This window comes from Stenotrophomonas cyclobalanopsidis (assembly GCF_008710035.1).
Taxonomy (GTDB): domain Bacteria; phylum Pseudomonadota; class Gammaproteobacteria; order Xanthomonadales; family Xanthomonadaceae; genus Stenotrophomonas; species Stenotrophomonas cyclobalanopsidis.
In genome coordinates this window covers 74,176-98,699 of record NZ_VYKI01000002.1, presented here as the reverse complement: position 1 = coordinate 98,699, position 24,524 = coordinate 74,176, and the positions used below count along the sequence as shown (strand labels likewise).

Here is a 24,524-nt window from a genome sequence, read left to right as displayed (position 1 = left end):
AAATCTGAGAGGCTCCCCGTGGCCCGTTCCACTCCCATCGAGCGTTACCGTAACTTCGGCATCATGGCTCACATCGATGCCGGCAAGACCACCACGTCCGAGCGCATCCTGTTCTACACCGGCAAGAGCCACAAGATCGGTGAAGTGCACGACGGCGCCGCCACCATGGACTGGATGGAGCAGGAGCAGGAGCGTGGCATCACGATCCAGTCCGCTGCCACCACCGCGTTCTGGAAGGGCATGGACAAGTCCCTGCCGGAGCACCGCTTCAACATCATCGACACCCCCGGGCACGTCGACTTCACCATCGAAGTCGAGCGTTCGCTGCGCGTGCTCGACGGTGCGGTGTTCGTGCTGTGTGCCGTCGGTGGCGTGCAGCCGCAGTCGGAAACCGTGTGGCGCCAGGCCAACCGTTACAAGGTGCCGCGCATTGCGTTCGTCAACAAGATGGACCGCACCGGCGCCAACTTCTACAAGGTCCGTGACCAGCTGAAGGCCAAGCTCGGCGCTGTCGCCGTGCCGATGCAGCTGCCGATCGGTGCCGAGGACGGCTTCAAGGGCGTCGTCGACCTGCTGAAGATGAAGGCCATCCATTGGGATGAAGCCTCGCAGGGCATGAAGTTCGAATACGGCGACATCCCGGCCGACCTGCAGGAAAAGGCTGAAGAAGCCCGTACCTTCATGATCGAAGCGGCGGCTGAAGCCAGTGAAGAGCTGATGGAAAAGTACCTGGGCGGCGAAGAGCTGGCCGAGTCCGAAATCATCAACGCGCTGCGTACCCGTACCCTGGCCACCGAAATCGTCCCGATGTACTGCGGTTCGGCGTTCAAGAACAAGGGCGTGCAGGCCATGCTCGACGGCGTGATCCAGCTGCTGCCGTCGCCGGTCGACGTGCCGGACGTGACCGGTACCGACGTGGATGACGAAAACGTCGCCATGAGCCGCAAGTCCGACGACAAGGCTCCGTTCTCGTCGCTGGCCTTCAAGATCATCACCGACCCGTTCGTCGGCGCGCTGACCTTCTTCCGTGTCTACTCGGGCACCCTGAACGGTGGCGACACCGTCCTGAACTCGGTGAAGGGCAAGAAGGAGCGCATCGGCCGCATCCTGCAGATGCATTCGAACAACCGCGAAGAAATCAAGGAAGTTCTGGCGGGTGACATCGCCGCTGCCGTGGGCCTGAAGGACACCACCACCGGTGACACCCTGTGCTCGGTCGACCAGCCGATCATCCTGGAGCGCATGACGTTCCCGGAGCCGGTGATCTCGATGGCTGTCGAGCCGAAGACCAAGTCGGACCAGGAAAAGATGGGTCTGGCCCTGGGCCGCCTGGCGCAGGAAGATCCGTCGTTCCGCGTCAAGACCGACGAAGAATCCGGCCAGACCATCATCTCGGGCATGGGCGAGCTGCACCTGGACATCATCGTCGACCGCCTGAAGCGCGAGTTCAACGTTGAAGCCAACGTCGGCGCGCCGCAGGTTGCCTACCGCGAAACCATCACCCTGGCCGACGTCAAGTCGGACTACAAGCACGCCAAGCAGTCCGGTGGTAAGGGTCAATACGGTCACGTCGTGATCGAGCTGTCGCCGCTGACCGCTGAAGACCGTGCCGATGCCAAGCTGTCGGCCAACATCAAGGACGACTTCCTGTTCGTCAATGACATCACCGGCGGCGTGATTCCGAAGGAATTCATTCCTTCGATCGAAAAGGGCCTGCGCGAAACCATCACCAGCGGTCCGCTGGCTGGCTTCCCGGTGGTGGACGTGAAGGTCAAGCTGGTCTTCGGTTCGTACCACGACGTCGACTCCTCGGAAATGGCGTTCAAGCTGGCATCGTCGATGGCCTTCAAGCAGGGCTTCGCCAAGGCCAAGCCGGTTCTGCTGGAGCCGATCATGAAGGTCGAGATCGTGACCCCGGAGGATTACCAGGGTGACGTGATGGGCGACGTGAGCCGTCGTCGCGGCGTGCTGCAGGGTTCTGACACCACCGGTGACGGCTCCGCTTCGATCATCAACGCGATGATCCCGCTGGGTGAAATGTTCGGTTACGCCACGGCTCTGCGTTCGCAGACCCAGGGCCGCGCCACCTTCACCATGGAATTCGACCATTACGAGCCGGCGCCGAACAACATCGCCGAAGCCGTCATGAAGAAGGGCTGAGCCTCGCTCAGCCTCTCGTGAAACCACTTACGACAATCAAGGGATACAACAATGGCAAAGGGTAAGTTCGAGCGCACCAAGCCGCACGTCAACGTCGGCACCATCGGTCACGTCGATCACGGCAAGACCACGCTGACCGCCGCGCTGACCAAGATCGGCGCCGAGCGCTTCGGTGGCGAATTCAAGGATTACTCGGCAATCGACGCCGCTCCGGAAGAGAAGGCTCGTGGTATCACGATCTCGACCGCGCACGTCGAATACGAATCCACCACCCGTCACTACGCCCACGTCGATTGCCCGGGCCACGCTGACTACGTCAAGAACATGATCACCGGTGCTGCCCAGATGGACGGCGCGATCCTGGTGTGCTCGGCCGCTGACGGCCCGATGCCGCAGACCCGCGAGCACATCCTGCTGTCGCGTCAGGTCGGCGTGCCGTACATCGTCGTGTTCCTGAACAAGGCCGACATGGTTGACGATGCCGAGCTGCTGGAACTGGTCGAAATGGAAGTCCGCGAGCTGCTGAGCAAGTACGACTTCCCGGGCGACGACACCCCGATCATCTCGGGTTCGGCCCGCCTGGCGCTGGAAGGCGACCAGAGCGACATCGGCGTGCCGGCCGTGATCAAGCTGGTCGAAGCTCTCGACAGCTGGATCCCGACCCCGGAGCGTGACGTCGACAAGCCGTTCCTGATGCCGGTGGAAGACGTGTTCTCGATCTCGGGCCGCGGCACCGTGGTGACCGGTCGTATCGAGCGCGGCGTGATCAAGGTCGGCGAAGAAATCGAAATCGTCGGCATCCGTCCGGTGCAGAAGACCACCGTGACCGGCGTCGAAATGTTCCGCAAGCTGCTGGACCAGGGCCAGGCAGGCGACAACGCCGGTCTGCTGCTGCGCGGCACCAAGCGTGACGACGTCGAGCGTGGCCAGGTCCTGGCCAAGCCGGGTTCGATCAAGCCGCACACCAAGTTCGACGCCGAAGTCTACGTGCTGTCGAAGGATGAAGGTGGCCGTCACACCCCGTTCTTCAAGGGCTACCGTCCGCAGTTCTACTTCCGTACCACCGACATCACCGGTGCGGTTGAGCTGCCGGAAGGCGTCGAGATGGTGATGCCGGGCGACAACATCAAGATGGTTGTCACCCTGATCAACCCGGTCGCAATGGACGCCGGCCTGCGCTTCGCAATCCGCGAAGGTGGTCGTACCGTCGGCGCCGGCGTGGTTGCCAGCATCCTCGAGTAATCTGCTACACTCTGCGCCCCGATGTTGCCTGGGTAGGGCATCGGGGCGTATCAAACGGGAAAGTAGGCACAGGATGTGCCTTGTGTTCCCCGGACCAGGAAGGGTCAATGCCATTCAGGCGGCGTCAACAGGAAGCTGTTGACAGCTGCCTTGTGTGCCATTATGCTTCGTCGTCTGGGCAGGCCTGTTTCTAGGTCTGCCTACGTTTTTGAGGTCTACGGATTGACCTTGTCGGCCTGCAGGAGTGCGGGCCGTCCGTATTCAGGGATTTCATGGGACAAAGCAACCCAGAGGCTTTGTCTGTCGCTCTTTTAACGAAGGAACCTACCGCCATGGCGGACCAAAAGATCCGGATCCGGCTGAAAGCGTTCGATCATCGTCTGATCGATCGTTCGGCCAGCGAGATCGTTGAGACGGCCAAGCGGACCGGCGCGCAAGTGCGTGGCCCGATCCCGCTGCCGACCAAGATCGAGCGTTACACCATCCTCGTCTCCCCGCACGTTGACAAAGACGCGCGTGACCAGTACGAGACCCGCACGCACAAGCGCGTGCTCGATATCGTTGACCCGAATGACAAGACCGTGGACGCGCTGATGAAGCTCGAACTGGCTGCCGGCGTCGACGTTCAGATCAAGCTGACCTGAGGACTACGACCATGACGAAGAAGTATTCGTTGGGCTTCGTGGGCCGCAAGGCTGGCATGAGCCGCGTGTTCACCGAAGATGGCCGCTCCATCCCGGTGACCCTGATCGAAGCAACCCCCAACCGCATCGCGCAGATCAAGACCGTCGAAACCGACGGCTACAGCGCCGTGCAGGTGACCGTCGGCGCTCGTCGCGCTGCCCTGGTCAACAAGCCGGAAGCCGGCCACTTCGCCAAGGCGAAGGTGGAAGCGGGTCGTGGCCTGTGGGAATTCCGCGTTGAAGACGCGCAGCTCGGCGATTTCGCCGTTGGCGGCGAAGTCAAGGCGGACATCTTCGAAGTCGGCCAGATCGTCGACGTCCAGGGTGTCACCAAGGGTAAGGGCTTCCAGGGCACCATCAAGCGCTACAACTTCCGTATGGGCGATGCAACCCACGGTAACTCGCTGTCGCATCGCGCGCCGGGTTCCTTGGGCCAGCGCCAGACCCCGGGTCGCGTTTTCCCGGGCAAGAAGATGTCGGGCCACATGGGCGCAGTGCAGCAGAGCACGCAGAACCTGGAAGTGGTCAAGGTCGACGTGGAGCGCGGTCTGATCGCGGTTCGCGGCGCCGTTCCGGGTGCGGCGGGTGGCGACGTGATCGTCCGTCCGGCGAGCAAGGCATAAGGAGAGATGACGATGGAACTCGTTATCACGGGTAGCAACAACAAGGTCTCGGTCTCCGACGCCGTGTTCGGTCGCGATTTCAGCGAAGATCTGGTCCACCAGGTCGTCGTTGCTTACCGCAACGCCGGTCGCGCCGGCACCAAGGCGCAGAAGACTCGCTCCGAAGTGGCAGGTACCACCAAGAAGTCGAAGAAGCAGAAGGGCGGCGGCGCGCGTCATGGCGCACTGACGGCTCCGATCTTCGTCGGCGGCGGTGTCACCTTCGCGGCAAAGCCGCGCAGCTTCGAGCAGAAGGTCAATCGTAAGCAGTACCGTGCCGCCATGTGCGCGATCCTGTCCGAGCTGAACCGTCAGGGCCGTCTGACCATCGTGGAGTCCTTCGATGTCGAAGTGACCAACACGAAGGGTCTGATCGCCAAGCTGGCCGGCCTGGAAGTGGGCAAGCGCCCGCTGATCGTCACTGAAGAAGCCTCCGAGCACCTGTACCTGTCCGCTCGCAATCTGCCGTACGTGCAGGTGCGTGACGTCCAGGGTCTGGACCCGGTGTCGCTGGTCGGTGCCGACACGGTCGTCATCACCGCTGATGCGGTCAAGAAGGTCGAGGAGTGGCTGGCATGAACAGCAACGAAAAAATCTTCAGCGTGCTGCGTGCCCCGCGTGTCTCCGAAAAGACCGCTCGCATTCAGGAACTTTCCAACCAGTATGCCTTCGAAGTTTCGAACGAAGCCACCAAAGCCGATGTAAAGGCCGCGGTCGAGCAGCTGTTCGGCGTCAAGGTCGAGGCTGTCAACGTGGTCAACGTCAAGGGCAAGAACAAGTCCTTCCGTAACCGTGCTGGCCGCCGCGGCGATTGGCGTAAGGCGTACGTTCGCCTGGCCGACGGCCAGTCGATCGATGTAACGGCCAAGGCCTGAGGTACATCCCATGCCATTGATGAAATTCAAGCCCACTTCCCCCGGCCGCCGTTCGGCCGTGCGCGTGGTTACCCCCGACCTGCACAAGGGTGCTCCGCACGCCGCACTGGTCGAGTCGCAGAGCCGCTCGGGTGGTCGTAACCACCATGGCCGCATCACCGTGCGTCACGTCGGTGGTGGTGCCAAGCAGCACTACCGCATCATCGACTTCAAGCGCAACAAGCTGGGCATCCCGGCGCGCGTGGAACGCATCGAATACGATCCGAACCGCACCGCCCACATTGCCCTGCTGTGCTACGTCGACGGCGAGCGTCGCTACATCATCGCCCCGAAGGGCCTGAAGGCTGGTGATCAGGTGATCGCTGGTTCGGATGCCCCGATCAAGGCGGGCAACACCCTGCCGCTGCGCAACATCCCGGTCGGTACCACCATCCACTGCATCGAACTGAAGCCCGGCAAGGGCGCTCAGATCGCCCGCGCCGCTGGTGCGGCCGTGCAGCTGGTTGCCCGCGAAGGCATCTACGCCACCCTGCGCCTGCGCTCGGGTGAAATGCGTAAGGTTCCGGTCGAGTGCTGCGCCACCATCGGTGAAGTCGGCAACGACGAGCACAGCCTGGAAAAGCTGGGCAAGGCCGGTGCCAAGCGTTGGCGCGGCGTCCGCCCGACCGTTCGTGGTGCTGCCATGAACCCGGTTGACCACCCGCACGGTGGTGGTGAGGCCAAGGCCGGCCAGGGTAATCCGCATCCGGTCACCCCGTGGGGTGTCCCGACCAAGGGTTACAAGACGCGCCATAACAAGCGCACTCAGCAGTTCATCGTCCGCGATCGTAGGGGCTAATCGACCATGGCACGTTCACTCAAGAAGGGCCCGTTTGTCGATCACCACCTGGTTGCTAAGGTGGCTGCCGCTGCGGGTAGCAAGCGTCCGGTCAAGACCTGGTCGCGTCGTTCGATGATCCTGCCTGACATGGTAGGCGTCACCATTGCCGTGCATAACGGCAAGAACCACATCCCGGTTCTCGTCAACGAGAACATGGTCGGCCACAAGCTCGGCGAATTTGCCATCACCCGGACCTTCAAGGGTCACGGTGGTGACAAGAAGTCGGGCAAGTAAGGAGAGATGACAATGGAAGCGAAAGCCATCCTGCGCACTGCGCGCATCTCCCCGCAGAAGGCTCGTCTGGTCGCTGACCAGGTGCGCGGTCTGCCGGCCGAACGTGCGGTCAACCTGCTGAAGTTCTCGGACAAGAAGGCTGCCCACCTGATCAAGAAGGTGGTGGAGTCGGCTATTGCAAATGCCGAGAACAACCAGGGCGCCGACGTCGACGAGCTGAAGGTTCAGACCATCATGGTTGATGAAGGTCCGACCCTGAAGCGTTTCATGGCGCGGGCGAAAGGCCGCGGTACCCGCATCCTCAAGCGCACCAGCCACATCACTGTGGTTGTGGGCGCCGCCAAGTAAGCGGATAAGGAAAAGACCATGGGTCATAAAGTTCATCCGATTGGTATCCGCCTCGGCATTTCCAAGGACTGGAACTCCAAGTGGTACGCCAACAAGGCCGAGTTCGCTGGTTACCTGGCAGCCGACCTGAAAGTGCGCGAAATGCTGCGCAAGAAGCTGGCTCAGGCCGGCATCAGCAAGATCCTGATCGAGCGTCCGGCCAAGACCGCTCGCGTGACGATCCACACCGCCCGTCCGGGCGTGGTGATCGGCAAGCGCGGTGAGGACATCGAGAAGCTGCGCAAGGAAGTGAGCGAGATGATGGGCGTCCCGGCGCACATCAACGTCACCGAAGTGCGCAAGCCGGAACTGGACGCTCAGCTCGTTGCCGAGTCGATCGCCCAGCAGCTGGAGCGCCGCATCATGTTCCGCCGCGCCATGAAGCGCTCGGTCGGCAACGCGATGCGCCTGGGTGCCCTGGGCATCAAGGTCAACGTGGGTGGCCGCCTCAACGGTGCAGAAATCGCCCGTTCGGAGTGGTACCGCGAAGGCCGCGTGCCGCTGCACACCCTGCGTGCCGACATCGACTATGGCTTCGCTGAAGCCAAGACGACCTACGGCATCATCGGCATCAAGGTCTGGATCTACAAGGGCGAGGTCTTCGATTTCTCCCAGGTTGGCCAGGAAAAGCAGGACGACACCCCGTCGCGCAACGATCGTCACGATCGCGGCGACCGCGGTGACCGTCAGCGCCCGGCTCGTGAAGCGAGGTAACGACAATGTTGCAACCCAAGCGAACCAAGTACCGCAAGGTGCACAAGGGCCGTAACGACGGCCTGAGCTGGAGCGCCAACGCTGTCAGCTTCGGCGAATACGGCCTCAAGGCAACCGCCCACGGTCAGCTGACCGCGCGTCAGATCGAAGCGGCCCGCCGCTCGATCAGCCGCTACGTCAAGCGCGGCGGCAAGATGTGGATCCGTGTGTTCCCCGACAAGCCCATCACCAAGAAGCCCATCGAAGTTCGAATGGGTTCGGGTAAAGGCAACGTGGAATACTGGGTGGCCCAGATCCAGCCCGGCCGCATGATCTATGAAATCGAGGGTGTCTCGGAGGAAGTGGCACGCGAGGCGTTCCGCCTGGCCGCCGCCAAGCTCTCGGTCACCACCACTTTCGTGACCCGGACGGTGCGCTGATGGAACTGAAAACTCTCCGTGAAAAGTCGGCTGACGAACTGAAGGCCCACCTGATCGACCTGCGTAAGGAACAGTTCTCTGTCCGTATGCAGCAGGTCACCGGCCAGCTGCCGAAGACTCACGATATCCGCCGCGTCCGTCGCGAGATCGCTCGCGTCAAGACGCTGCTCGGCAGCACGAAGTAAGGACGGCCGCTATGAGCGACAATATCGAAAACAAAGCGCTGCGCACGGTCGAAGGCCGTGTCGTCAGCAACAAGATGGACAAGACGGTTACCGTCCTGGTTGAGCGTCAGGTCAAGCACGCGCTGTACGGCAAGTACATCAAGCGCTCGACGAAGCTGCACGCCCACGATGCCGACAACGCCTGCAAGGAAGGCGATGTCGTCCGCGTGACCGAGATTGCTCCGATGTCCAAGACCAAGAACTGGCGCGTGGTGGAAGTCATCACGCGCGCGGCTGAATAAGGAGCTGAATCATGATCCAGATGCAGAGCTACCTTGACGTCGCGGACAATTCGGGTGCCAAGCAGGTGATGTGCTTCAAGGTGCTGGGTGGTTCCAAGCGCCGTTACGCCGGCATCGGCGACATCATCAAGGTCACCGTGAAGGATGCGATTCCGCGCGGCAAGGTCAAGAAGGGTGAAGTGTATGACGCCGTCGTGGTGCGTACCCGCAAGGGTGTGCGTCGCGCCGACGGTTCGCTGATCCGCTTCGACGGCAACGCTGCCGTCCTGCTGAACAACAAGCAGGAGCCGATCGGCACCCGTATCTTCGGGCCGGTGACTCGTGAACTTCGTTCGGAGAAGTTCATGAAGATCGTCTCGCTCGCTCCCGAAGTGCTGTGAGCGACAGGAGATAATCATGGCTAACCGTATCAAGAAGGGCGACCAGGTTGTCGTCAACGCTGGCAAGGACAAGGGCAAGCAGGGCGAAGTCGTCCGCGTCGACGGCGACCGCGTGGTCGTCGGCAACGTGAACATCGTCAAGCGCCACACCAAGCCGAACCCGCAGGCAGGTGTTGCCGGCGGCGTGGTCGAGCGCGAAGCTTCGATCCATATCTCCAACGTGAATGTGCTGAACCCGGCTTCGGGCAAGGGCGAACGCGTTGGCTTCAAGGTGCTGGAGGATGGACGCAAACTGCGTGTGTTCCGCTCCAGCGGTGAGGCGCTTGACGCCTGAGGAATGAGAAGATGAGTTCCCGTCTCGAAAAGTTCTACAAGGAAGAAGTGGTACCGGCGCTGATGAAGCAGTTCGGTTACACCAATCCGATGGAAGTGCCGAAGCTTGTCAAGGTCACCCTGAACATGGGTGTCGGCGAAGCGGCCACCAACAAGAAGATCCTGGAAAACGCCGTCGGCGACATGACCAAGATTTCCGGCCAGAAGCCGGTTGTCACCAAGTCGCGTGTGTCGGTTGCGTCGTTCAAGATCCGTGATGGTTGGCCGATCGGCTGCAAGACCACGCTGCGTCGCCACAAGATGTACGAGTTCCTGGATCGCCTGATCAACATCTCGCTGCCGCGCGTGCGCGACTTCCGTGGTGTGTCCGGTCGTTCCTTCGACGGTCGCGGCAACTTCAACATGGGTGTGAAGGAACAGATCATCTTCCCGGAAATCGACTTCGACGCTGTCGACGCGATCCGCGGCATGGATATCGCCATCACCACCACTGCGAAGACCGATGCGGAAGCGAAGGCGCTGCTGGCAGCGTTCAAGTTCCCGTTCCGTAACTGATCCGTCGAGGAATCCGAAATGGCAAAGACCTCCATGGTCAACCGCGACATCAAGCGGGAAAAGCTGGCAAAGAAGTACGCTGAAAAGCGTGCGGCTCTGAAGAAGATCGTGTCCTCCGTGGACGCGACCTACGAAGAGAAGATCGACGCCGCAACCAAGCTGGCCAAGCTGCCGCGCGATTCGTCGCCGAGCCGCCACCGCAACCGTTGCGAACTGTCGGGTCGTCCGCGTGGCGTCTACAGCAAGTTCGGCCTGGGCCGTAACAAGCTGCGCGAAGCCACCATGCGTGGCGACGTCCCGGGTCTGCGCAAGGCCAGCTGGTAATCCCAGCCGGCCCTGTGATCAGGAGCCCCTTCGGGGGTTCCTGAACCGGGCAGGGGAGGCATTCAGCTTCCCCGACGCAAAAAAACCAGGGAGCCCGGCGCAAGCCGGGCTCTTTTGGCGTATACTCCCGCGTCTTGCTCTGTGCAAACGGGGTAGCAGGGCAGGCCAGTGGCCTGCCGCAACAAGGGACCTGGCCCGTTTCCAGGAGACAACAGATTTTCGCGAAAGCGGATATCGGTGCACTCAAAGGTACTCATATGAGCATGACTGATCCCATCGCCGACCTGCTGGTCCGCATCAAGAATGCGGCCGCAGTTGGCAAGCAGACGGTGAAAGCCCCGTCGTCCAAGATCAAGGTTGCGATCGCCCAGGTCCTGAAGGACGAGGGTTACATCACCGACCTGCGCGTGACCCAGCTGGAAAACAACAAGTCCGAGCTGGAAATCGTGCTGAAGTATTTCGAAGGCAAGCCGGTCATCGCGACCCTGAAGCGCTTCTCGCGTTCGGGCCTGCGCCAGTACCGCGGCAAGAGCGAGCTGCCGAAGGTCATGAACGGCCTGGGCATCTCCATCATTTCCACCTCCAAGGGCATCATGACTGATGCGCAGGCGCGCCAGCTGGGCGTCGGCGGCGAAGTCCTGTGCTTCGTGGCCTAAGGCGAAAGGAGTAATACTATGTCCCGCGTAGCCAAGAAGCCCGTCACCCTGGGTAAGACTGAACTGAACGTCCAGGCCGATTCCGTCACCGTCAAGGGCCCGAAGGGCACCCTGTCGCTGCCGAAGCCGGCCGGCATTGCCATCAACGTCGACAACGGCGTTGCCACCCTGAGCACCGAGAACGCTGACCTGGTCCCGCTGACCGGCACCGTCCGCGCGATCCTGGCCAACATGGTCAAGGGTGTGTCCGAAGGCTTCGAGCGCAAGCTGGAGCTGGTCGGCGTGGGTTACCGTGCTGCCATGCAGGGCAAGGACCTGAGCCTGTCGCTCGGTTACTCGCACCCGATCGTGTTCGTGGCGCCGGAAGGCATCACCATCACCACCCCGACCCAGACCGAAATTCTGGTGCAGGGCGCTGACAAGCAGGTCGTCGGTGAAGTCGCCGCCAAGATCCGTGCGTTCCGCAAGCCGGAACCGTACAAGGGCAAGGGCGTGAAGTACTCCGACGAAGTCATCATCCGTAAGGAAGCCAAGAAGGCGTAAGTGCGAGTCCCTCGCAAGAGCCCGCACATCCCTGTGCGGACTCCTCAGGGAAAAGCCTCTCCTTCAGCTTTCAAGGAACAATCAAAATGAACAAGAACATCGCCCGCCTGCGTCGTGCCAAGTCGACCCGCGCCCACATCCGTGAGCTCGGCGTCGCCCGCCTGTCGGTGCTGCGCACCGGCCAGCACCTGTACGCCCAGGTCTTCACCGCCGACGGTTCCAAGGTGCTGGCTGCCGCCAACACCACCCAGACCGACGTCATGGAAGGCCTGAAGAACGGCAAGAACGCCGATGCCGCCGCCAAGGTTGGCCGTATCGTTGCTGAGCGCGCCAAGGCCGCCGGCGTCGAGAAGGTTGCCTTCGATCGTTCGGGCTACCGCTACCACGGCCGCATCAAGGCCCTGGCAGAAGCCGCCCGCGAAGCCGGCCTGCAGTTCTAAGGGATAAGGGCAGGGGACCTCGCGTCCCCTGTCCGCCTGCTCGCCCGCCTGAGTGAGGCGGGGCGGCGCCGCTCTTCTGCAGCGGCCCACCGCACCAACGCGGTACTCCACAACCATAAGCGGCCTCGAGCCGTACATACCCAAACTACCAAGGAATCAAGATGGCAGAAGAACGTCAGCAGCGGGGTCGCGATCGCGACCGTAACCGCGAAGAGAAAGTCGACGACGGCATGATCGAAAAGCTGGTCGCGGTCAACCGCGTCAGCAAGACCGTCAAGGGTGGCCGCCAGTTCACCTTCACCGCCCTGACCGTGGTCGGCGACGGCGAAGGCAAGGTCGGTTTCGGTTATGGCAAGGCGCGCGAAGTGCCGGTCGCCATCCAGAAGTCGATGGAACAGGCTCGCAAGAACCTGGTCAGCGTTGACCTGAACAACGGCACCCTGTGGCACACCATCAAGGATGGTCACGGCGCAGCCCGCGTGTTCATGCAGCCGGCTTCCGAAGGTACCGGCGTCATCGCCGGCGGTGCCATGCGCGCCGTGCTGGAAGCGGTTGGCGTGAAGAACGTGCTGGCCAAGGCCACCGGTTCGCGCAACCCGATCAACCTGGTGCGTGCCACCGTGAAGGGCCTGTCTGCTGCGCAGTCGCCGGCGCGCATCGCGGCCAAGCGCGGCAAGAAGGTGGAGGAACTCAACCATGGCTAATGAGTCCAACAAGACTGTGAAGGTGCGCCTGGTGCGCGGCCTGCGTGGTACCCAGTCGCGTCACCGCCTGTCGGTGCGTGCCCTGGGCCTGAACAAGCTCAACGATGTCCGTGAACTGAAGGACAGCCCGCAGGTTCGCGGTCTGATCAACACCGTTCACTACCTCGTCAAGGTTGAGGAGTAATCGATCATGACTCTGCGTCTCAATGAACTGAGCCCGGCACCGGGCGCGCGCACCGAGCGTACCCGCGTCGGTCGTGGTATCGGCTCGGGCCTGGGCAAGACTGCCGGCCGCGGCCACAAGGGTTCGTTCGCCCGTAAGGGTGGCGGCAAGATCAAGGCTGGCTTCGAAGGCGGCCAGACCCCCATGCAGCGTCGTCTGCCGAAGATCGGCTTCCGTTCGCCGATCGCCAAGGACACCGCTGAAGTGCTGCTGTACGCGCTGGACAAGCTGCCGGCCGGTGAGATCGACTTCGCCGCCCTGCGTGCTGCCAAGCTGGTCCCGAGCACTGCAAAGAAGGCCAAGGTCGTCCTCAAGGGCGAACTGACCAAGGCGTTCACCCTGAAGGGTATTGCTGCCACGGCCGGTGCCAAGGCTGCAATCGAAGCTGCCGGCGGCAGCGTGACGGAGTAAGAAAATCATGGCGCAAGCTGGCATCGGTAACCTCGCGGGCGGAATGGGCAAGTTCACTGAACTTCGCCAACGTTTGCTGTTCGTCGTCGGGGCTTTGATCGTCTATCGCATCGGCTGTTATGTGCCGGTGCCGGGCGTCAATCCCGATGCCATGCTTGCCATGATGCAACAGCAGGGCGGCGGCATCGTGGACATGTTCAACATGTTCTCGGGCGGCGCCCTGCACCGTTTGAGCATCTTCGCGCTCAACGTGATGCCGTACATCTCGGCATCGATCGTGATGCAGCTGGCCACCCACATCTTCCCCGCCCTGAAGGCGATGCAGAAGGAAGGTGAGTCCGGCCGTCGCAAGATCACCCAGTATTCGCGCATCGGCGCCGTGCTGCTGGCGGTGGTGCAGGGCGGTTCGATCGCCCTGGCGCTGCAGAACCAGGTGGCACCGTCGGGCGCTCCGGTCGTCTACGCACCGGGCATGGGCTTCGTGCTCACCGCCGTGGTTGCGTTGACCGCCGGCACCATGTTCCTGATGTGGGTCGGTGAGCAGGTCACCGAGCGCGGCATCGGCAACGGCGTGTCCCTGATCATCTTCGCCGGTATCGTGGCGGGCCTGCCGGGTGCGGTCATCCACACCTTCGATGCCTACCGCGACGGCAACATCCAGTTCATCCAGCTGCTGCTGATCGCCATCGTCGTCCTCGCCTTCACCTTCTTCGTGGTGTTCGTCGAGCGCGGCCAGCGCCGGATCACGGTCAACTACGCGCGCCGCCAGGGCGGTCGCAACGCGTACATGAACCAGACCTCGTTCCTGCCGCTGAAGCTGAACATGGCCGGCGTCATTCCGGCGATCTTCGCCTCGAGCCTGCTGGCCTTCCCGGCCACCCTGGCCATGTGGTCCGGCCAGGCCGCCAACCAGAGCGCCGTCGGCCAGACCCTGCAGAAGGTCGCCAACGCCCTGGGCCCGGGCGAGCCGCTGCACATGATCGTGTTCGCTGCGCTGATCACCGGTTTCGCGTTCTTCTATACCGCGCTGGTGTTCAACTCGCAGGAAACCGCCGACAACCTGAAGAAGTCGGGCGCGCTGATTCCGGGCATCCGTCCGGGCAAGGCCACCGCCGACTACATCGACGGCGTGCTGACCCGCCTGACCGCTGCCGGTTCGGCCTACCTGGTGATCGTCTGCCTGCTGCCGGAACTGATGCGCACGCAGCTGAACGCCTCGTTCTACTTCGGTGGCACTTCGCTGCTGATCGTCGTGGTGGTGGTGATGGACTTCATCGCCCAGGTGCAGGCGCACCTGATGTCCCACCAGTACGAGAGCCTGCTGAAGAAGGCCAACCTGAAGGGCGGCAACCGCGGCGGTTTTGCCCGCGGCTGATAAGCCTGTTATACTTTCGTCTTCCTGACGTGATGGTCCTCCGCTTCGCGGACTCTGGCCACACAAACGAAGGGCGGCCCCCGCAGCGGTTCCGGGTGGGGGTGTGGCGAGGTGGTCCTGCGCTGGAGTAGCGCGGGCGGCCCCGGGGAAACCCAGGTCCAACCTTGTCCGGCGCCGGAGCCTGGGCACACTCCCCAGGCCGGGTCCATGAAACTTCAATGTTTCACGGGCTTCCATGTAAACCGGAACCTTGTTAGTATCGCTAGTTCACTTTTTTGATCCATCCTGCCGGATTGGCGTGCCCGAGGCGCGCTGTCGGCCATCACTCAGCTGGAGAACCGCGTCATGGCGCGTATTGCAGGCGTCAACCTGCCAGCCCAGAAGCACGTCTGGGTCGGGTTGCAAAGCATTTACGGCATCGGCCGTACCCGTTCGAAGAAGGTCTGCGAAGTCGCAGGCGTTGCTTCGACCACCAAGATCCGCGATCTGTCGGAGCCGGAAATCGAGCGCCTGCGCGCCGAAGTCGGCAAGTACATCGTGGAAGGCGATCTGCGCCGTGAAATCGGCATCGCGATCAAGCGCCTGATGGACCTGGGCTGCTACCGCGGCCTGCGTCACCGTCGCGGCCTGCCGCTGCGTGGCCAGCGCACCCGTACCAACGCCCGCACCCGCAAGGGCCCGCGCAAGGCGATCAGGAAGTAAGGGACCTATAAATGGCTAAGCCTGCTGCTAAGACCAAGAAGAAGATCAAGCGCGTCGTCACCGACGGCGTTGCCCACGTCCACGCTTCGTTCAACAACACCATCGTGACCATCACCGACCGCCAGGGCAACGCTCTGTCGTGGGCGACCTCCGGTGGCGCTGGCTTCCGCGGCTCGCGCAAGTCGACCCCGTTCGCTGCCCAGGTGGCTGCTGAAAAGGCCGGTCGTGCTGCGCTGGACTACGGCGTGAAGTCGCTGGAAGTCCGCATCAAGGGTCCGGGTCCGGGCCGTGAGTCGGCCGTGCGTTCGTTGAACAACGTCGGCTACAAGATCACCAACATCATCGACGTGACGCCTATCCCGCACAACGGGTGCCGTCCGCCGAAGAAGCGTCGCGTCTAAAGGGAGCGATAAGAAATGGCTCGTTATATCGGTCCTACCTGTAAGCTCGCCCGTCGCGAAGGCGCCGACCTGTCCCTGAAGAGCCCGGCGCGTGCGCTGGACTCCAAGTGCAAGCTGGAGCAGAAGCCCGGCCAGCACGGCGCCACTGCCCGCAAGGGCAAGCTGTCCGACTACGCCACCCAGCTGCGTGAAAAGCAGAAGGTCAAGCGTATCTACGGCCTGCTGGAGCGTCAGTTCCGCAACTACTACAAGAAGGCCTCGACCAAGAAGGGCAACACCGGCGAGAACCTGCTGCAGCTGCTGGAAACCCGCCTGGACAACGTCGTCTACCGCATGGGCTTCGCCGTGACCCGTCCGGCTGCCCGTCAGCTGGTGTCGCACCGCGGCGTCACCGTGAATGGCAAGTCGGTCAACCTGGCTTCGTACCAGGTCAAGGCTGGCGACGCCATCGCTCTGTCTGAAAAGGCTGCCAAGCAGCTGCGCGTCCAGGAAGCCCTGACCGTCGCCGCCCAGCATGACCTGAGCCCGTCGTGGGTGGAAGTGGATTCCGGCAAGTTCACCGGCATCTTCAAGGCTGTTCCGGATCGTTCGGATCTGCCTGCGGACATCAACGAAGCGCTGATCGTCGAGCTGTATTCGAAGTAATTCACATTGGAGAGCCCCCGGCGACGGCCGGGGGTTCACTAGGAGAACCCGCAACATGACGGTTACCGCCAACCAGGTTCTGCGTCCTCGCGGTCCGCAGATCGAACGCCTTACCGACACCCGTGCAAAGGTCGTTATCGAACCTTTGGAGCGGGGTTACGGGCATACGCTGGGTAATGCCCTGCGTCGCGTGCTGCTGTCGTCCATCCCGGGCTTCGCCATCACGGAAGTCGAAATCGACGGCGTGTTGCACGAGTACACCACGGTCGAAGGTCTGCAGGAGGACGTGCTCGAAGTCCTGCTGAACCTGAAGGACGTGGCCATCCGTATGCATTCCGGCGACAGCGCCACCCTGTCCCTGTCCAAGCAGGGTCCGGGCGTTGTCACTGCCGCTGACATCAAGGTCGACCACAATGTGGAGATCCTGAACAGCGATCACGTGATCTGCCACCTGACCAAGGATACGGCGATCAACATGCGTCTGAAGATCGAACGTGGTTTCGGCTACCAGCCGGCTGCCGCGCGTCGTCGTCCGGACGAAGAAACCCGTGCCATCGGCCGCCTGGTCCTGGATGCCTCGTTCTCGCCGGTCCGCCGCGTCGCCTATGCCGTGGAAGCGGCACGTGTCGAACAGCGTACCGACCTGGACAAGCTGGTCATCGATATCGAGACCAACGGCACCATCGACGCCGAGGAAGCCGTGCGCACCGCCGCCGACATCCTCAGCGACCAGCTGTCGGTGTTCGGTGACTTCACCCACCGCGACCGCGGTGCAGCCAAGCCGGCCAACAACGGCGTGGATCCGGTGCTGCTGCGCCCGATCGACGATCTGGAGCTGACCGTGCGTTCGGCCAACTGCCTGAAGGCCGAAAGCATCTACTACATCGGCGATCTGATCCAGAAGACCGAAGTGGAGCTGCTGAAGACCCCGAACCTGGGCAAGAAGTCGCTCACCGAGATCAAGGAAGTGCTGGCTCAGCGCGGCCTGTCCCTCGGCATGAAGCTGGAGAACTGGCCGCCGGCCGGTGTCGCCAGCCACGGCATGCTGGGCTGATATCGGTAAGGCGTGGAGGCTCCACCGTTCGCGGTGGGGCCTTCAACGCAGCAACACATCGCCATGACGAACCGCAGGTTCGCGGGCAGGTCGTCCAGGACGGATGGCCAGGACCAACCGCAGTCCGCGCAGCAACGCCAGGATGGCGACAACGATCCACACAGCCTCATCATTAACCAAGGAATATCACCATGCGTCACATGAAGTCTGGCCGTAAGTTCAACCGCACCAGCGCCCACCGCGAAGCGATGTTCAAGAACATGGCCGCCTCGCTGTTCAAGCACGAGCTGATCAAGACCACCCTGCCGAAGGCCAAGGAACTGCGCCGCGTTGCCGAGCCGCTGATCACCCTGGCCAAGGTCGACTCCGTCGCCAACCGCCGTCTGGCCTTCGCCCGTCTGCGTGACAACGAAGCCGTGGGCAACCTGTTCACCATCCTGGGCCCGCGCTACGCGAACCGTCCGGGCGGCTACCTGCGTCTGCTGAAGTGCGGCTTCCGCGCCGGCGACAACGCTCCGATGGCCTACGTCGAGCTGGTCGACCGTCCGGCCGTAGCCGAGGAAGTGGCCGAGTAATCGGACCGCTCCAACGCGACACAGCGAAAGCCTGGCCTCTGCCGGGCTTTTGCGTTCTGGTAGCGCCGGGCCATGCCCGGCGTTTCCATGTCCGCTGCGCTCGCCGGGCGTGGCCAGGCGCTACCGACAAAGGGATCTGACCCACACCGTTCCGACAGGCGTGCCGTGTGGCAGTTCGAACGGGGCGCGCTCTCGGTTACGCTTGGCGCCTGATCCGTTCGAGCGTTGACGATGAATCCTTTGCGCTGGCCCTTCCGCGCCCAGTTCCTGTTGGGCTTCCTGATCTGCGTGGGCCTGCTCGGCTTCGCCATCTTCCTGCAGCTGAAGATGGGCCTGGAGCCCTGTCCGTTGTGCATCTTCCAGCGCCTGGCGTTCGCCGCGCTCGGCCTGTTGTTCCTGATCGGTGCCGTGCACGGCCCGTCAAACCGCCCGGGTCGCGCGACCTACGGCATCCTCGCCTTCATCGCTGCCGCTGTCGGCTTCGGCATTGCCGCGCGCCACGTGTACGTGCAGATGCTGCCGCCGGAAATGGGCTCCACCTGTGGCCCGCCGCTGGCCTTCCTGAGCGAGACGATGGGCCCGATGGAAGTCTTCCGCACCGTGCTGACCGGTACCGGCAACTGCGGCAACATCGACTGGACCTTGCTGGGCATGACCATGCCGATGTGGTCCGGCGTGTGGTTCGCGCTGCTGGCGCTGTGGGCGCTGGTGGTGTCGCTGCGCAAGGTCAAGCGCTGAAAGCAGAACGGGGCCGGATCCCTTTGCATGGCAAAGGGTCCGACCCCGTTTCATGAAACCGATGCTGTAGCGCCGAGCCCATGCTCGGCTCCGCCAAGCGTCCGACAGTTCAGCCGAGCGTAGGCTCGGCTCTACAGGTTACCCAGGTTACCTGCCGGTCCACACGCCGAGCGTTCTCAGAAGTCCTGCTGCAGGCTCAGGTAGGCACCGCGGCGCGGGCCCCATTGCGGCGCGAACACGCCGACACCGCCGCCATCACGCAGCTGGTAGCTGCGATCCAGTGCGTTGATCACCGCCACCTGCACGTGCAGCGGATGCCCGCTGTCGGCGTTGAAGTCGTGGCCGGCACTCAGGTTCACCTGCAGGTAAGACGGCAGCTCGCCACCGTTGGGCACCGTATCGGTATCCGAGCGCAGGCCGCTGCCGAACACGTAGGTCGCACCGATGCGGTTGTGGCCGGCGAAGGCGTAGCTGAAGCCACCCGACGAGGTCAGCTTCTGGTCGTGGTCCAGGTGGATCCAGTGGTCGGCCACATAGGCCAGGGCCTCCGGGTCGAGGTTGTACTGGCTGGTGATGACGTCGGTACCGATGGCCTTGTTCAGGGCTGCGTTGAAGTAGGCACTGAACGGACCGTTGCTGTAGTCGGCGCTGAATTCCAGACCGCGGATGTGGCCGCGACGGTAGTTGAACGTCGAGTAGATGTAGGCGGCGCCGAACTGGCCTTCGTCCTGCAGGCGCGAGACGCGGCGGTCATAGGCGTCCAAGCCCAGGGTCAGGTGCTCGCCGACCTGCTGGGAGACGCCGATGTCGTAGTAGTCGCTGCGCTCGGCCAGCGGAATGTTGTTGCCACCGGACGGCTGCGCGTTGGTGGTGCCGTCATACAGGCTGATGTCGCTGGTGGCGATCAGCTCGCTGGCCGGCGGGGTGAAGTAGCGCGAGTAGCCGGCGTGCACGGTGGTGCTGTCGCTGGCCGTCCAGACCACGCCCAGGCGCGGGCTGAGCTGGCCCTCGGTCTGGCCGAAGGCCTTGTAGCGGTCACCGCGCAGGCCGTAGTTGACCGTCCAGTCGTCGCCGATCTTCCACTCGTCCTGCACGTAGACCGCCATCGTGGTGGCCTTGAACGCGCTGCTGTCGGCAATCTGCAGCGGCGTGGTGCTGGTCTGTGCGCCGTCGTCGTCGACCGGGAACACCCAGCTGTTGTTGCTGGCGCGGGCACGCTCCTGGTTGCCGTACACGCCATAGCGCAGGGTGTGGTTGTCGCCCAGCGGCGTGGAGAAGTCCGCCTGCAGCGTGTTGGCGCGGTTGCTGCGCTGGACCTGCGAGGCGACGCCACTGAACACCAGGTCGCCGGCTACGTCGGGATTGAAGCCGACATCGCTGTAGCGCTGACCGGCCGAGACCTGGTACGCGGTCTCGCCCAGCGTGCCCTGCAGCACCAGCATGCCGAAGCGGGTGGTCTCGCGCTGGGTCTCATCCAGCTGGCTGGAATCGAAGGTGGTGGTGTCCAGGTAGCCGAATTGCGGGGTCTGGCCCGGGTTGACCGGAATCTGGAAGCGGTTGTTGGCGAAGCCGGCGAACACGCTCAGGCGCGTGGTGTCGTTGACCAGGTAGGTCAGGTCGGCGAAGGCCTTGCCCTGATGGGTGTCGTCATGTTCCGGCCTGCGCGAGCGGGTCGGGTTTTCCAGGCCGACGTCGTTCTGGTCGTAGTTTCCGGTCAGGAACCAGCTCCAGCACCCCTGCGAGCCCCACCAGGAGGCATTCGGATTGACCTTGCCGAACGAGCCGGTGGTGATGCCGACGCTGCCGCCATTGCCAAGGTCGGCGCCGCTGCGGGTGGTGATGTCGACCACCGCGGCGGTGCGCTCGCCGAACTGTGCCGGCAGCGCGCCGTCCATCAGGCGGATGCTCTTGATCGTGCGCGCGTCCAGGGTCTGGCCGAAGCCGGAGATCGACTCGGGCAGCAGCACGCCGTTGATGCGGTACTGCAGGTTGGCGTGGTCGCCGCGCACGTGCACGCCACCGTAGGAATCCTGGACCACGCCCGGCGCCTGCAGCAGCACCTGGCTGAGCGGCGCGGACGCGCCCAGCGGCTGCTTCTGGATGTCCTCGGCGGTGATCTGGTACTGGCTGCTGCCGATGTCGGGCGACAGCGCGTTGCGCGCCTGGTCGAGCTGGGCGCTGACAGTGACCGTGTCGAGGTCCTTCACCGGGGCGGCGTCAGTGGCGGCATCGGCGGCCAGGGCGAGGGAGGGCAGGCTGGCCAGGACCAGGGCGAAGGTGATGCCGGTAGCGAGCAGGGAGGGCTTCATGGCGGATGGGCTGTGGAAGGGGCCGGAAGAGGGGATGGGTTTGTTACTTCGTAACACTGCGTGGCGAATCATGCGCCTGTCCGGGCGGGTGTGGTCATGCGGTTTGTGGCCGATCGCGTTGCTCTTTCTCCGGTGTTCAGGCATGTGCAGACGGCGGCCGGGCCTTTGCGACAGCGGCCGGCTCTGCGACCATGACTGCCCCCCACCCCGGAATCCTGCAATGAGCCTGTCCGCCGTTCCGCCCGTCTCCGATCCCGCTGCGACCGCCGCCGGCGCTGGCTGGTCGCCGGAGAGCTGGCGTGGCAAGACCGCCCTGCAGATGCCGACCTATCCCGATCCCATCGCGCTGGATGCCGCCCTGCATGAGCTGAAGCGGCTGCCGCCGCTGGTGACCTCGTGGGAGATCCTGGCGCTGAAGCAGCAGCTGGCCGACGCGCAGGAAGGCAAGCGCTTCCTGCTGCAGGGCGGTGACTGCGCGGAAAATTTCAGCGACTGCGAATCGGGCACGATCTCCAACCGGCTGAAGGTGCTGCTGCAGATGAGCCTGGTGCTGGTGCACGGCCTGCGCCAGCCGGTGATCCGCGTCGGCCGTTTCGCCGGCCAGTACGCCAAGCCGCGCTCGGCCGATACCGAGACCCGCGATGGCGTGACGCTGCCGAGCTACCGGGGCGATGTGATCAATGCGCCGGCGTTCACCGAGGCCGCGCGCCTGCCGGACCCGAAGCGGATGCTGCAGGCCCACGCGCATTCGGCGATGACGATGAACTTCGTGCGGGCGCTGATCGATGGTGGCTTCGCCGACCTGCACCACCCCGAATACTGGAACCTGGAGTGGGTGCGGCATTCGCCGCTGGCCGCCGAGTACCAGAAGATGGTGGCCTCGATCGGCGACGCGGTGCACTTCATGGAGACCCTGGCCGGGGCCCGCGTGCACAACCTCAACCGCATCGACTTCTACACCTCGCACGAAGCGCTGCTGCTGCCGTACGAGCAGGCGCTGACCCGGCAGGTGCCGCGCCAGCAGGGCTGGTTGAACCTGAGCACGCATTACCCGTGGATCGGCATGCGCACGGCCGCGCTGGATGGCGCGCACGTGGAGTACCTGCGTGGCGTGCGCAATCCGATCGCGATCAAGGTGGGCCCGTCGGTGCAGCCGGACCAGCTGCTGCGCTTGATCGACGTGCTGAACCCGGACGATGAACCCGGCCGCCTGAGTTTCATTCACCGCATGGGTGCGGCGCAGATTGCCGAGAAGCTGCCGCCGTTGCTGGACGCGGTGAAGCGCGATGGCCGCCGCGTGCTGTGGGTGTGCGATGCGATGCACGGCAATACCGAGAGCACGGCGAACGGCTTCAAGACGCGTCGCTTCGACAACGTGCGCGGCGAAGTGGAGATGTCCTTCGACCTGCATGCGGCGGCGGGCACGCGGCTGGGTGGCGTGCACCTGGAGTTGACCGGTGAGGACGTGACCGAATGCACCGGCGGTGCGCGTGAGTTGACCGAGCGTGACCTGGAGCGTGCGTACCGGTCGACGGTGGACCCGCGGTTGAACTATGAGCAGTCGCTGGAGATTGCGATGGCGATCGTGCGCAAGCAGGAGCAGGCGAGGTAGGTTTTTTCTGCAGGGCTTGCAGCCCTGCACCTGCCGAAGCAACGTCAAACGCCTGCATTCCGTGGGATGGCGGGGCGGTGTCGGATTGCGGGGACGCCGCAAGTACGTCCTTGTAGGCTTGGCCGCGGCATCCATGCCGCGGACACCCCGCAATCCGACACCGCCCCGCCTTCAACAGGTTCGCGCGGCTGTTGGTAACGGCGACGGTTGTTTCTCGCGGCTGTTGGTAGGTGTCGACCGTTGGTCGACACGATTTTTCTGTCAGATATCAATATTCAAAATGGGGTCGGAGCCCGTTGCGCAGCAACGGGCTCCGACCCCGTGCCGTACCGTCAGATCGAGGGAACTGTCGAAGGCGGGGTGGGTCCGGTTGAGGGGGCGTGAGCCGCATGGATGCGGCGACCGAGCTTACATGGACGTACTTGCAGCGTCCCCCTCAACCGGGCCCACCCCGCCATCCCACGGAAAGCCGGCTCCTGAAGTTGACGTTGACGTTGACGTTGCCTCTGCGGGTGCAGGGCATCAGCCCTGCATACAACACACTCATGCCTCATGCGCGACCCTGTCCACTCGCGTGTTCGAGTGGAGGTGGCAAGAGTGCATTGGGAGCACATGCAGGCCTATGCATGGCCGTTGGGGTTGGCGCTGGTGATCGGCGGCATCGGTGCATGGGTGATCCTGTGGGTCTATCACCGGCTGAAAGGGCGCGACAGGCGCCGTGCGCGCATCGGTCGCGTGCTTGGCCTGCCGCTGGCCACGGCGTTGCCGCTGCTGCTGCTGATCCCCGCATTGCAGGCGACGCCGCTGCAGGATCCGCTGCTGGGCAATCTGCAGCGCATCCTGCACATCAGCCTGGTGGCCTGCTTCATCTGGTTGCTGGTACGTGGTGTCGGCGCCATCGAGCGCGCGATCCTGCGCAGCAATCCCATCGACGTGGCCGACAACCTGGAAGCGCGCCGCATCCAGACCCAGACCCGTGTGCTCAGCCGGGTGATCATGGGCGGCATCATCGTGCTCGGCGCCTCGCTGGTGCTGCTGCAGTTCGACATGGTGGCCAAGATCGGTTCGGCGCTGCTGGCGTCGGCGGGCCTGATCGGCCTCGTCGCCGGTATCGCCGCCAAGCCGGTGTTCGGCAACCTCATTGCAGGCCTGCAGATCGCGGTGACCCAGCCGATCCGCCTGGATGACGTGGTGATCGTTGAGGGCGAGTGGGGGCGCATCGAGGAGATCGGGAGCAGCTACGTGGTGGTGCGCATCTGGGACGAGCGGCGGATGGTGGTGCCGTTGACCTGGTTCATCGAAAACCCGTTCCAGAACTGGACGCGGCGCAGCGCTGACCTGCTGGGTACCGCGTTCTTCTGGCTGGATTACCGCGCGCCCATCGCGGCCATCCGCGCCGAGCTGGAGCGGATCTGCCGGGGCGAGCCGCTGTGGGATGGCCGCGTGTGCGTGACCCAGGTGACCGACACCAGCGAGCGTGCGATCCAGGTGCGCCTGCTGGTCAGTGCGCGCAGTTCTGGTGATGCGTTCGACCTGCGCTGCCTGGTGCGCGAACGGATGCTCGATTTCCTTGCCCGCGAACATCCGCAGTCGCTACCACAGGTGCGTGCGCGCCTGCAGCACGAGGACGAGCTGGACATGCCGCGCGGGCCGCGTGCGCGCACGGCGGACGTGCGTTCGCCGGGGGCCGAGGATGGTGAAGCTGCGATCGTGCCGGGCGAGCCGGAACCCGAACGGTAGCGCCGGGCCATGCCCGGCGAGCGCAGCGGCACGTGCCGTCCGCCGGGCATGGCCCGGAGCGACCAGGGGTGGAAGGATAGCC

33 protein-coding genes are annotated in these 24,524 nt (G+C 63.6%); 32 read left to right on the top strand and 1 reads right to left on the bottom strand.

Features of this window, described 5'->3' with window-relative positions:
- The first annotated feature begins 18 nt into the window (after positions 1-18).
- The 30 genes from fusA to FJU31_RS02180 all read left to right on the top strand — a co-directional run bounded on the left by fusA (position 19) and on the right by FJU31_RS02180 (position 18,781).
- Entirely contained in the window at positions 19-2,160 is a 2,142-nt protein-coding gene (gene fusA / locus FJU31_RS02325) for an elongation factor G (protein ID WP_150453313.1), read from the top strand.
- Positions 2,161-2,211: 51 nt separating this feature from the next.
- Complete coding sequence (tuf, locus tag FJU31_RS02320; RefSeq protein ID WP_079220753.1) at positions 2,212-3,402, top strand: elongation factor Tu; 1,191 nt, start codon at positions 2,212-2,214, stop codon at positions 3,400-3,402.
- 332 nt (positions 3,403-3,734) lie between these two features.
- Entirely contained in the window at positions 3,735-4,046 is a 312-nt protein-coding gene (rpsJ, locus tag FJU31_RS02315) for a 30S ribosomal protein S10 (protein ID WP_010341589.1), read from the top strand.
- A gap of 11 nt (positions 4,047-4,057) precedes the next feature.
- On the top strand, positions 4,058-4,708 hold the full coding sequence (gene rplC, locus FJU31_RS02310) for a 50S ribosomal protein L3 (RefSeq protein WP_025879301.1): 651 nt from the start codon (positions 4,058-4,060) through the stop codon (positions 4,706-4,708).
- Between the two features lie 12 nt (positions 4,709-4,720).
- Complete coding sequence (rplD, locus tag FJU31_RS02305) at positions 4,721-5,326, top strand: 50S ribosomal protein L4 (protein ID WP_004145337.1); 606 nt, start codon at positions 4,721-4,723, stop codon at positions 5,324-5,326.
- The gene (rplW, locus tag FJU31_RS02300; protein ID WP_079220754.1) at positions 5,323-5,622 is read left to right on the top strand and encodes a 50S ribosomal protein L23; all 300 of its coding nucleotides are present in this window, start codon (positions 5,323-5,325) and stop codon (positions 5,620-5,622) included. Before rplD ends, rplW begins: the two co-directional genes overlap by 4 nt.
- Positions 5,623-5,632: 10 nt before the next feature.
- A complete protein-coding gene (rplB, locus tag FJU31_RS02295) occupies positions 5,633-6,460 on the top strand; it encodes a 50S ribosomal protein L2 (protein ID WP_004145339.1) in 828 nt (275 codons plus the stop codon).
- A gap of 6 nt (positions 6,461-6,466) precedes the next feature.
- A complete protein-coding gene (rpsS, locus tag FJU31_RS02290; protein ID WP_108767850.1) occupies positions 6,467-6,736 on the top strand; it encodes a 30S ribosomal protein S19 in 270 nt (89 codons plus the stop codon).
- A gap of 12 nt (positions 6,737-6,748) precedes the next feature.
- Entirely contained in the window at positions 6,749-7,084 is a 336-nt protein-coding gene (gene rplV / locus FJU31_RS02285; protein ID WP_004145348.1) for a 50S ribosomal protein L22, read from the top strand.
- Positions 7,085-7,102: 18 nt separating this feature from the next.
- Positions 7,103-7,837, top strand: coding sequence for a 30S ribosomal protein S3 (rpsC, locus tag FJU31_RS02280; protein WP_004145350.1), 735 nt, complete (start codon positions 7,103-7,105; stop codon positions 7,835-7,837).
- A gap of 5 nt (positions 7,838-7,842) precedes the next feature.
- Positions 7,843-8,256: a 50S ribosomal protein L16 gene (gene rplP, locus FJU31_RS02275; RefSeq protein ID WP_004154486.1), complete on the top strand. Its 414-nt coding sequence runs from the start codon at positions 7,843-7,845 to the stop codon at positions 8,254-8,256.
- Complete coding sequence (rpmC, locus tag FJU31_RS02270; protein WP_004145353.1) at positions 8,256-8,441, top strand: 50S ribosomal protein L29; 186 nt, start codon at positions 8,256-8,258, stop codon at positions 8,439-8,441. The genes rplP and rpmC overlap by 1 nt, the downstream gene beginning before the upstream one ends.
- An 11-nt stretch (positions 8,442-8,452) precedes the next feature.
- A complete protein-coding gene (rpsQ, locus tag FJU31_RS02265) occupies positions 8,453-8,722 on the top strand; it encodes a 30S ribosomal protein S17 (RefSeq protein WP_079220755.1) in 270 nt (89 codons plus the stop codon).
- Between the two features lie 11 nt (positions 8,723-8,733).
- Positions 8,734-9,102 (top strand): 50S ribosomal protein L14, encoded by a 369-nt coding sequence (gene rplN / locus FJU31_RS02260; protein ID WP_010483978.1) that lies wholly within the window; start codon positions 8,734-8,736, stop codon positions 9,100-9,102.
- A 16-nt stretch (positions 9,103-9,118) separates the two neighbouring features.
- A complete protein-coding gene (rplX, locus tag FJU31_RS02255; protein WP_079220756.1) occupies positions 9,119-9,436 on the top strand; it encodes a 50S ribosomal protein L24 in 318 nt (105 codons plus the stop codon).
- 11 nt (positions 9,437-9,447) lie between these two features.
- A complete protein-coding gene (gene rplE / locus FJU31_RS02250) occupies positions 9,448-9,990 on the top strand; it encodes a 50S ribosomal protein L5 (protein ID WP_079220757.1) in 543 nt (180 codons plus the stop codon).
- Positions 9,991-10,008: 18 nt separating this feature from the next.
- Positions 10,009-10,314, top strand: a complete 306-nt coding sequence (gene rpsN, locus FJU31_RS02245; protein ID WP_079220758.1) for a 30S ribosomal protein S14 — start codon at positions 10,009-10,011, stop codon at positions 10,312-10,314.
- Between the two features lie 257 nt (positions 10,315-10,571).
- Positions 10,572-10,970, top strand: a complete 399-nt coding sequence (gene rpsH, locus FJU31_RS02240; protein ID WP_005408210.1) for a 30S ribosomal protein S8 — start codon at positions 10,572-10,574, stop codon at positions 10,968-10,970.
- A gap of 18 nt (positions 10,971-10,988) precedes the next feature.
- Positions 10,989-11,513: a 50S ribosomal protein L6 gene (gene rplF / locus FJU31_RS02235; protein WP_108767852.1), complete on the top strand. Its 525-nt coding sequence runs from the start codon at positions 10,989-10,991 to the stop codon at positions 11,511-11,513.
- Positions 11,514-11,593: 80 nt separating this feature from the next.
- Positions 11,594-11,953 carry a 50S ribosomal protein L18 gene (rplR, locus tag FJU31_RS02230; RefSeq protein WP_024957318.1) on the top strand — a complete coding sequence of 120 codons (360 nt, stop codon included), beginning with the start codon at positions 11,594-11,596 and terminating at the stop codon, positions 11,951-11,953.
- Positions 11,954-12,114: 161 nt separating this feature from the next.
- Complete coding sequence (rpsE, locus tag FJU31_RS02225) at positions 12,115-12,657, top strand: 30S ribosomal protein S5 (protein ID WP_004145411.1); 543 nt, start codon at positions 12,115-12,117, stop codon at positions 12,655-12,657.
- Positions 12,650-12,841, top strand: coding sequence for a 50S ribosomal protein L30 (rpmD, locus tag FJU31_RS02220; protein WP_004154497.1), 192 nt, complete (start codon positions 12,650-12,652; stop codon positions 12,839-12,841). Before rpsE ends, rpmD begins: the two co-directional genes overlap by 8 nt.
- A 6-nt stretch (positions 12,842-12,847) precedes the next feature.
- Positions 12,848-13,291, top strand: a complete 444-nt coding sequence (gene rplO / locus FJU31_RS02215; protein ID WP_108758325.1) for a 50S ribosomal protein L15 — start codon at positions 12,848-12,850, stop codon at positions 13,289-13,291.
- Between the two features lie 7 nt (positions 13,292-13,298).
- Positions 13,299-14,666 (top strand): preprotein translocase subunit SecY, encoded by a 1,368-nt coding sequence (gene secY, locus FJU31_RS02210; protein WP_079220761.1) that lies wholly within the window; start codon positions 13,299-13,301, stop codon positions 14,664-14,666.
- A gap of 345 nt (positions 14,667-15,011) precedes the next feature.
- On the top strand, positions 15,012-15,368 hold the full coding sequence (gene rpsM, locus FJU31_RS02205) for a 30S ribosomal protein S13 (protein WP_004145437.1): 357 nt from the start codon (positions 15,012-15,014) through the stop codon (positions 15,366-15,368).
- 11 nt (positions 15,369-15,379) lie between these two features.
- Positions 15,380-15,769: a 30S ribosomal protein S11 gene (gene rpsK, locus FJU31_RS02200; RefSeq protein WP_004145443.1), complete on the top strand. Its 390-nt coding sequence runs from the start codon at positions 15,380-15,382 to the stop codon at positions 15,767-15,769.
- Between the two features lie 15 nt (positions 15,770-15,784).
- Entirely contained in the window at positions 15,785-16,414 is a 630-nt protein-coding gene (rpsD, locus tag FJU31_RS02195; RefSeq protein WP_004145446.1) for a 30S ribosomal protein S4, read from the top strand.
- Between the two features lie 55 nt (positions 16,415-16,469).
- Positions 16,470-17,468, top strand: coding sequence for a DNA-directed RNA polymerase subunit alpha (locus FJU31_RS02190; RefSeq protein ID WP_079220762.1), 999 nt, complete (start codon positions 16,470-16,472; stop codon positions 17,466-17,468).
- Positions 17,469-17,659: 191 nt separating this feature from the next.
- The gene (gene rplQ, locus FJU31_RS02185) at positions 17,660-18,043 is read left to right on the top strand and encodes a 50S ribosomal protein L17 (protein WP_079220763.1); all 384 of its coding nucleotides are present in this window, start codon (positions 17,660-17,662) and stop codon (positions 18,041-18,043) included.
- Positions 18,044-18,274: 231 nt separating this feature from the next.
- Entirely contained in the window at positions 18,275-18,781 is a 507-nt protein-coding gene (locus FJU31_RS02180) for a disulfide bond formation protein B (protein ID WP_150453312.1), read from the top strand.
- Positions 18,782-18,957: 176 nt separating this feature from the next.
- Here the strand turns inward: FJU31_RS02180 and FJU31_RS02175 are convergent, their stop codons facing one another.
- Positions 18,958-21,090: a TonB-dependent receptor gene (locus tag FJU31_RS02175; protein WP_150453311.1), complete on the bottom strand. Its 2,133-nt coding sequence runs from the start codon at positions 21,088-21,090 to the stop codon at positions 18,958-18,960.
- A 220-nt stretch (positions 21,091-21,310) separates the two neighbouring features.
- Here FJU31_RS02175 and FJU31_RS02170 point away from each other — a divergent pair, with 220 nt between their 5' ends.
- Together FJU31_RS02170 and FJU31_RS02160 are read left to right on the top strand one after the other, a co-directional pair.
- Positions 21,311-22,702, top strand: coding sequence for a class II 3-deoxy-7-phosphoheptulonate synthase (locus tag FJU31_RS02170; protein ID WP_079220766.1), 1,392 nt, complete (start codon positions 21,311-21,313; stop codon positions 22,700-22,702).
- 552 nt (positions 22,703-23,254) lie between these two features.
- Entirely contained in the window at positions 23,255-24,442 is a 1,188-nt protein-coding gene (locus FJU31_RS02160) for a mechanosensitive ion channel family protein (RefSeq protein WP_188115433.1), read from the top strand.
- The last annotated feature ends 82 nt before the right edge of the window (positions 24,443-24,524 follow it).

Excerpts from the sequence above, each read along its gene's own strand:
- FJU31_RS02175 (WP_150453311.1), bottom strand. The coding sequence starts at position 21,090 with ATGAAGCCCTCCCTGCTCGCTACCGGCATCACCTTCGCCCTGGTCCTG.
- secY (WP_079220761.1), top strand. The coding sequence starts at position 13,299 with ATGGCGCAAGCTGGCATCGGTAACCTCGCGGGCGGAATGGGCAAGTTC.
- rplP (WP_004154486.1), top strand. The coding sequence starts at position 7,843 with ATGTTGCAACCCAAGCGAACCAAGTACCGCAAGGTGCACAAGGGCCGT.
- rpsK (WP_004145443.1), top strand. The coding sequence starts at position 15,380 with ATGGCTAAGCCTGCTGCTAAGACCAAGAAGAAGATCAAGCGCGTCGTC.
- rplF (WP_108767852.1), top strand. The coding sequence starts at position 10,989 with ATGTCCCGCGTAGCCAAGAAGCCCGTCACCCTGGGTAAGACTGAACTG.
- rpsE (WP_004145411.1), top strand. The coding sequence starts at position 12,115 with ATGGCAGAAGAACGTCAGCAGCGGGGTCGCGATCGCGACCGTAACCGC.
- rpsJ (WP_010341589.1), top strand. The coding sequence starts at position 3,735 with ATGGCGGACCAAAAGATCCGGATCCGGCTGAAAGCGTTCGATCATCGT.
- rpsN (WP_079220758.1), top strand. The coding sequence starts at position 10,009 with ATGGCAAAGACCTCCATGGTCAACCGCGACATCAAGCGGGAAAAGCTG.
- rpsS (WP_108767850.1), top strand. The coding sequence starts at position 6,467 with ATGGCACGTTCACTCAAGAAGGGCCCGTTTGTCGATCACCACCTGGTT.
- tuf (WP_079220753.1), top strand. The coding sequence starts at position 2,212 with ATGGCAAAGGGTAAGTTCGAGCGCACCAAGCCGCACGTCAACGTCGGC.
- FJU31_RS02190 (WP_079220762.1), top strand. The coding sequence starts at position 16,470 with ATGACGGTTACCGCCAACCAGGTTCTGCGTCCTCGCGGTCCGCAGATC.
- rplN (WP_010483978.1), top strand. The coding sequence starts at position 8,734 with ATGATCCAGATGCAGAGCTACCTTGACGTCGCGGACAATTCGGGTGCC.
- rplE (WP_079220757.1), top strand. The coding sequence starts at position 9,448 with ATGAGTTCCCGTCTCGAAAAGTTCTACAAGGAAGAAGTGGTACCGGCG.
- rpsD (WP_004145446.1), top strand. The coding sequence starts at position 15,785 with ATGGCTCGTTATATCGGTCCTACCTGTAAGCTCGCCCGTCGCGAAGGC.
- FJU31_RS02160 (WP_188115433.1), top strand. The coding sequence starts at position 23,255 with ATGCGCGACCCTGTCCACTCGCGTGTTCGAGTGGAGGTGGCAAGAGTG.
- rpsC (WP_004145350.1), top strand. The coding sequence starts at position 7,103 with ATGGGTCATAAAGTTCATCCGATTGGTATCCGCCTCGGCATTTCCAAG.
- rpsM (WP_004145437.1), top strand. The coding sequence starts at position 15,012 with ATGGCGCGTATTGCAGGCGTCAACCTGCCAGCCCAGAAGCACGTCTGG.
- rpsQ (WP_079220755.1), top strand. The coding sequence starts at position 8,453 with ATGAGCGACAATATCGAAAACAAAGCGCTGCGCACGGTCGAAGGCCGT.
- rpsH (WP_005408210.1), top strand. The coding sequence starts at position 10,572 with ATGAGCATGACTGATCCCATCGCCGACCTGCTGGTCCGCATCAAGAAT.
- rplV (WP_004145348.1), top strand. The coding sequence starts at position 6,749 with ATGGAAGCGAAAGCCATCCTGCGCACTGCGCGCATCTCCCCGCAGAAG.
- rpmD (WP_004154497.1), top strand. The coding sequence starts at position 12,650 with ATGGCTAATGAGTCCAACAAGACTGTGAAGGTGCGCCTGGTGCGCGGC.
- FJU31_RS02170 (WP_079220766.1), top strand. The coding sequence starts at position 21,311 with ATGAGCCTGTCCGCCGTTCCGCCCGTCTCCGATCCCGCTGCGACCGCC.
- rplX (WP_079220756.1), top strand. The coding sequence starts at position 9,119 with ATGGCTAACCGTATCAAGAAGGGCGACCAGGTTGTCGTCAACGCTGGC.
- rplQ (WP_079220763.1), top strand. The coding sequence starts at position 17,660 with ATGCGTCACATGAAGTCTGGCCGTAAGTTCAACCGCACCAGCGCCCAC.
- FJU31_RS02180 (WP_150453312.1), top strand. The coding sequence starts at position 18,275 with ATGAATCCTTTGCGCTGGCCCTTCCGCGCCCAGTTCCTGTTGGGCTTC.
- rpmC (WP_004145353.1), top strand. The coding sequence starts at position 8,256 with ATGGAACTGAAAACTCTCCGTGAAAAGTCGGCTGACGAACTGAAGGCC.
- rplW (WP_079220754.1), top strand. The coding sequence starts at position 5,323 with ATGAACAGCAACGAAAAAATCTTCAGCGTGCTGCGTGCCCCGCGTGTC.
- rplD (WP_004145337.1), top strand. The coding sequence starts at position 4,721 with ATGGAACTCGTTATCACGGGTAGCAACAACAAGGTCTCGGTCTCCGAC.
- rplO (WP_108758325.1), top strand. The coding sequence starts at position 12,848 with ATGACTCTGCGTCTCAATGAACTGAGCCCGGCACCGGGCGCGCGCACC.
- rplC (WP_025879301.1), top strand. The coding sequence starts at position 4,058 with ATGACGAAGAAGTATTCGTTGGGCTTCGTGGGCCGCAAGGCTGGCATG.
- rplB (WP_004145339.1), top strand. The coding sequence starts at position 5,633 with ATGCCATTGATGAAATTCAAGCCCACTTCCCCCGGCCGCCGTTCGGCC.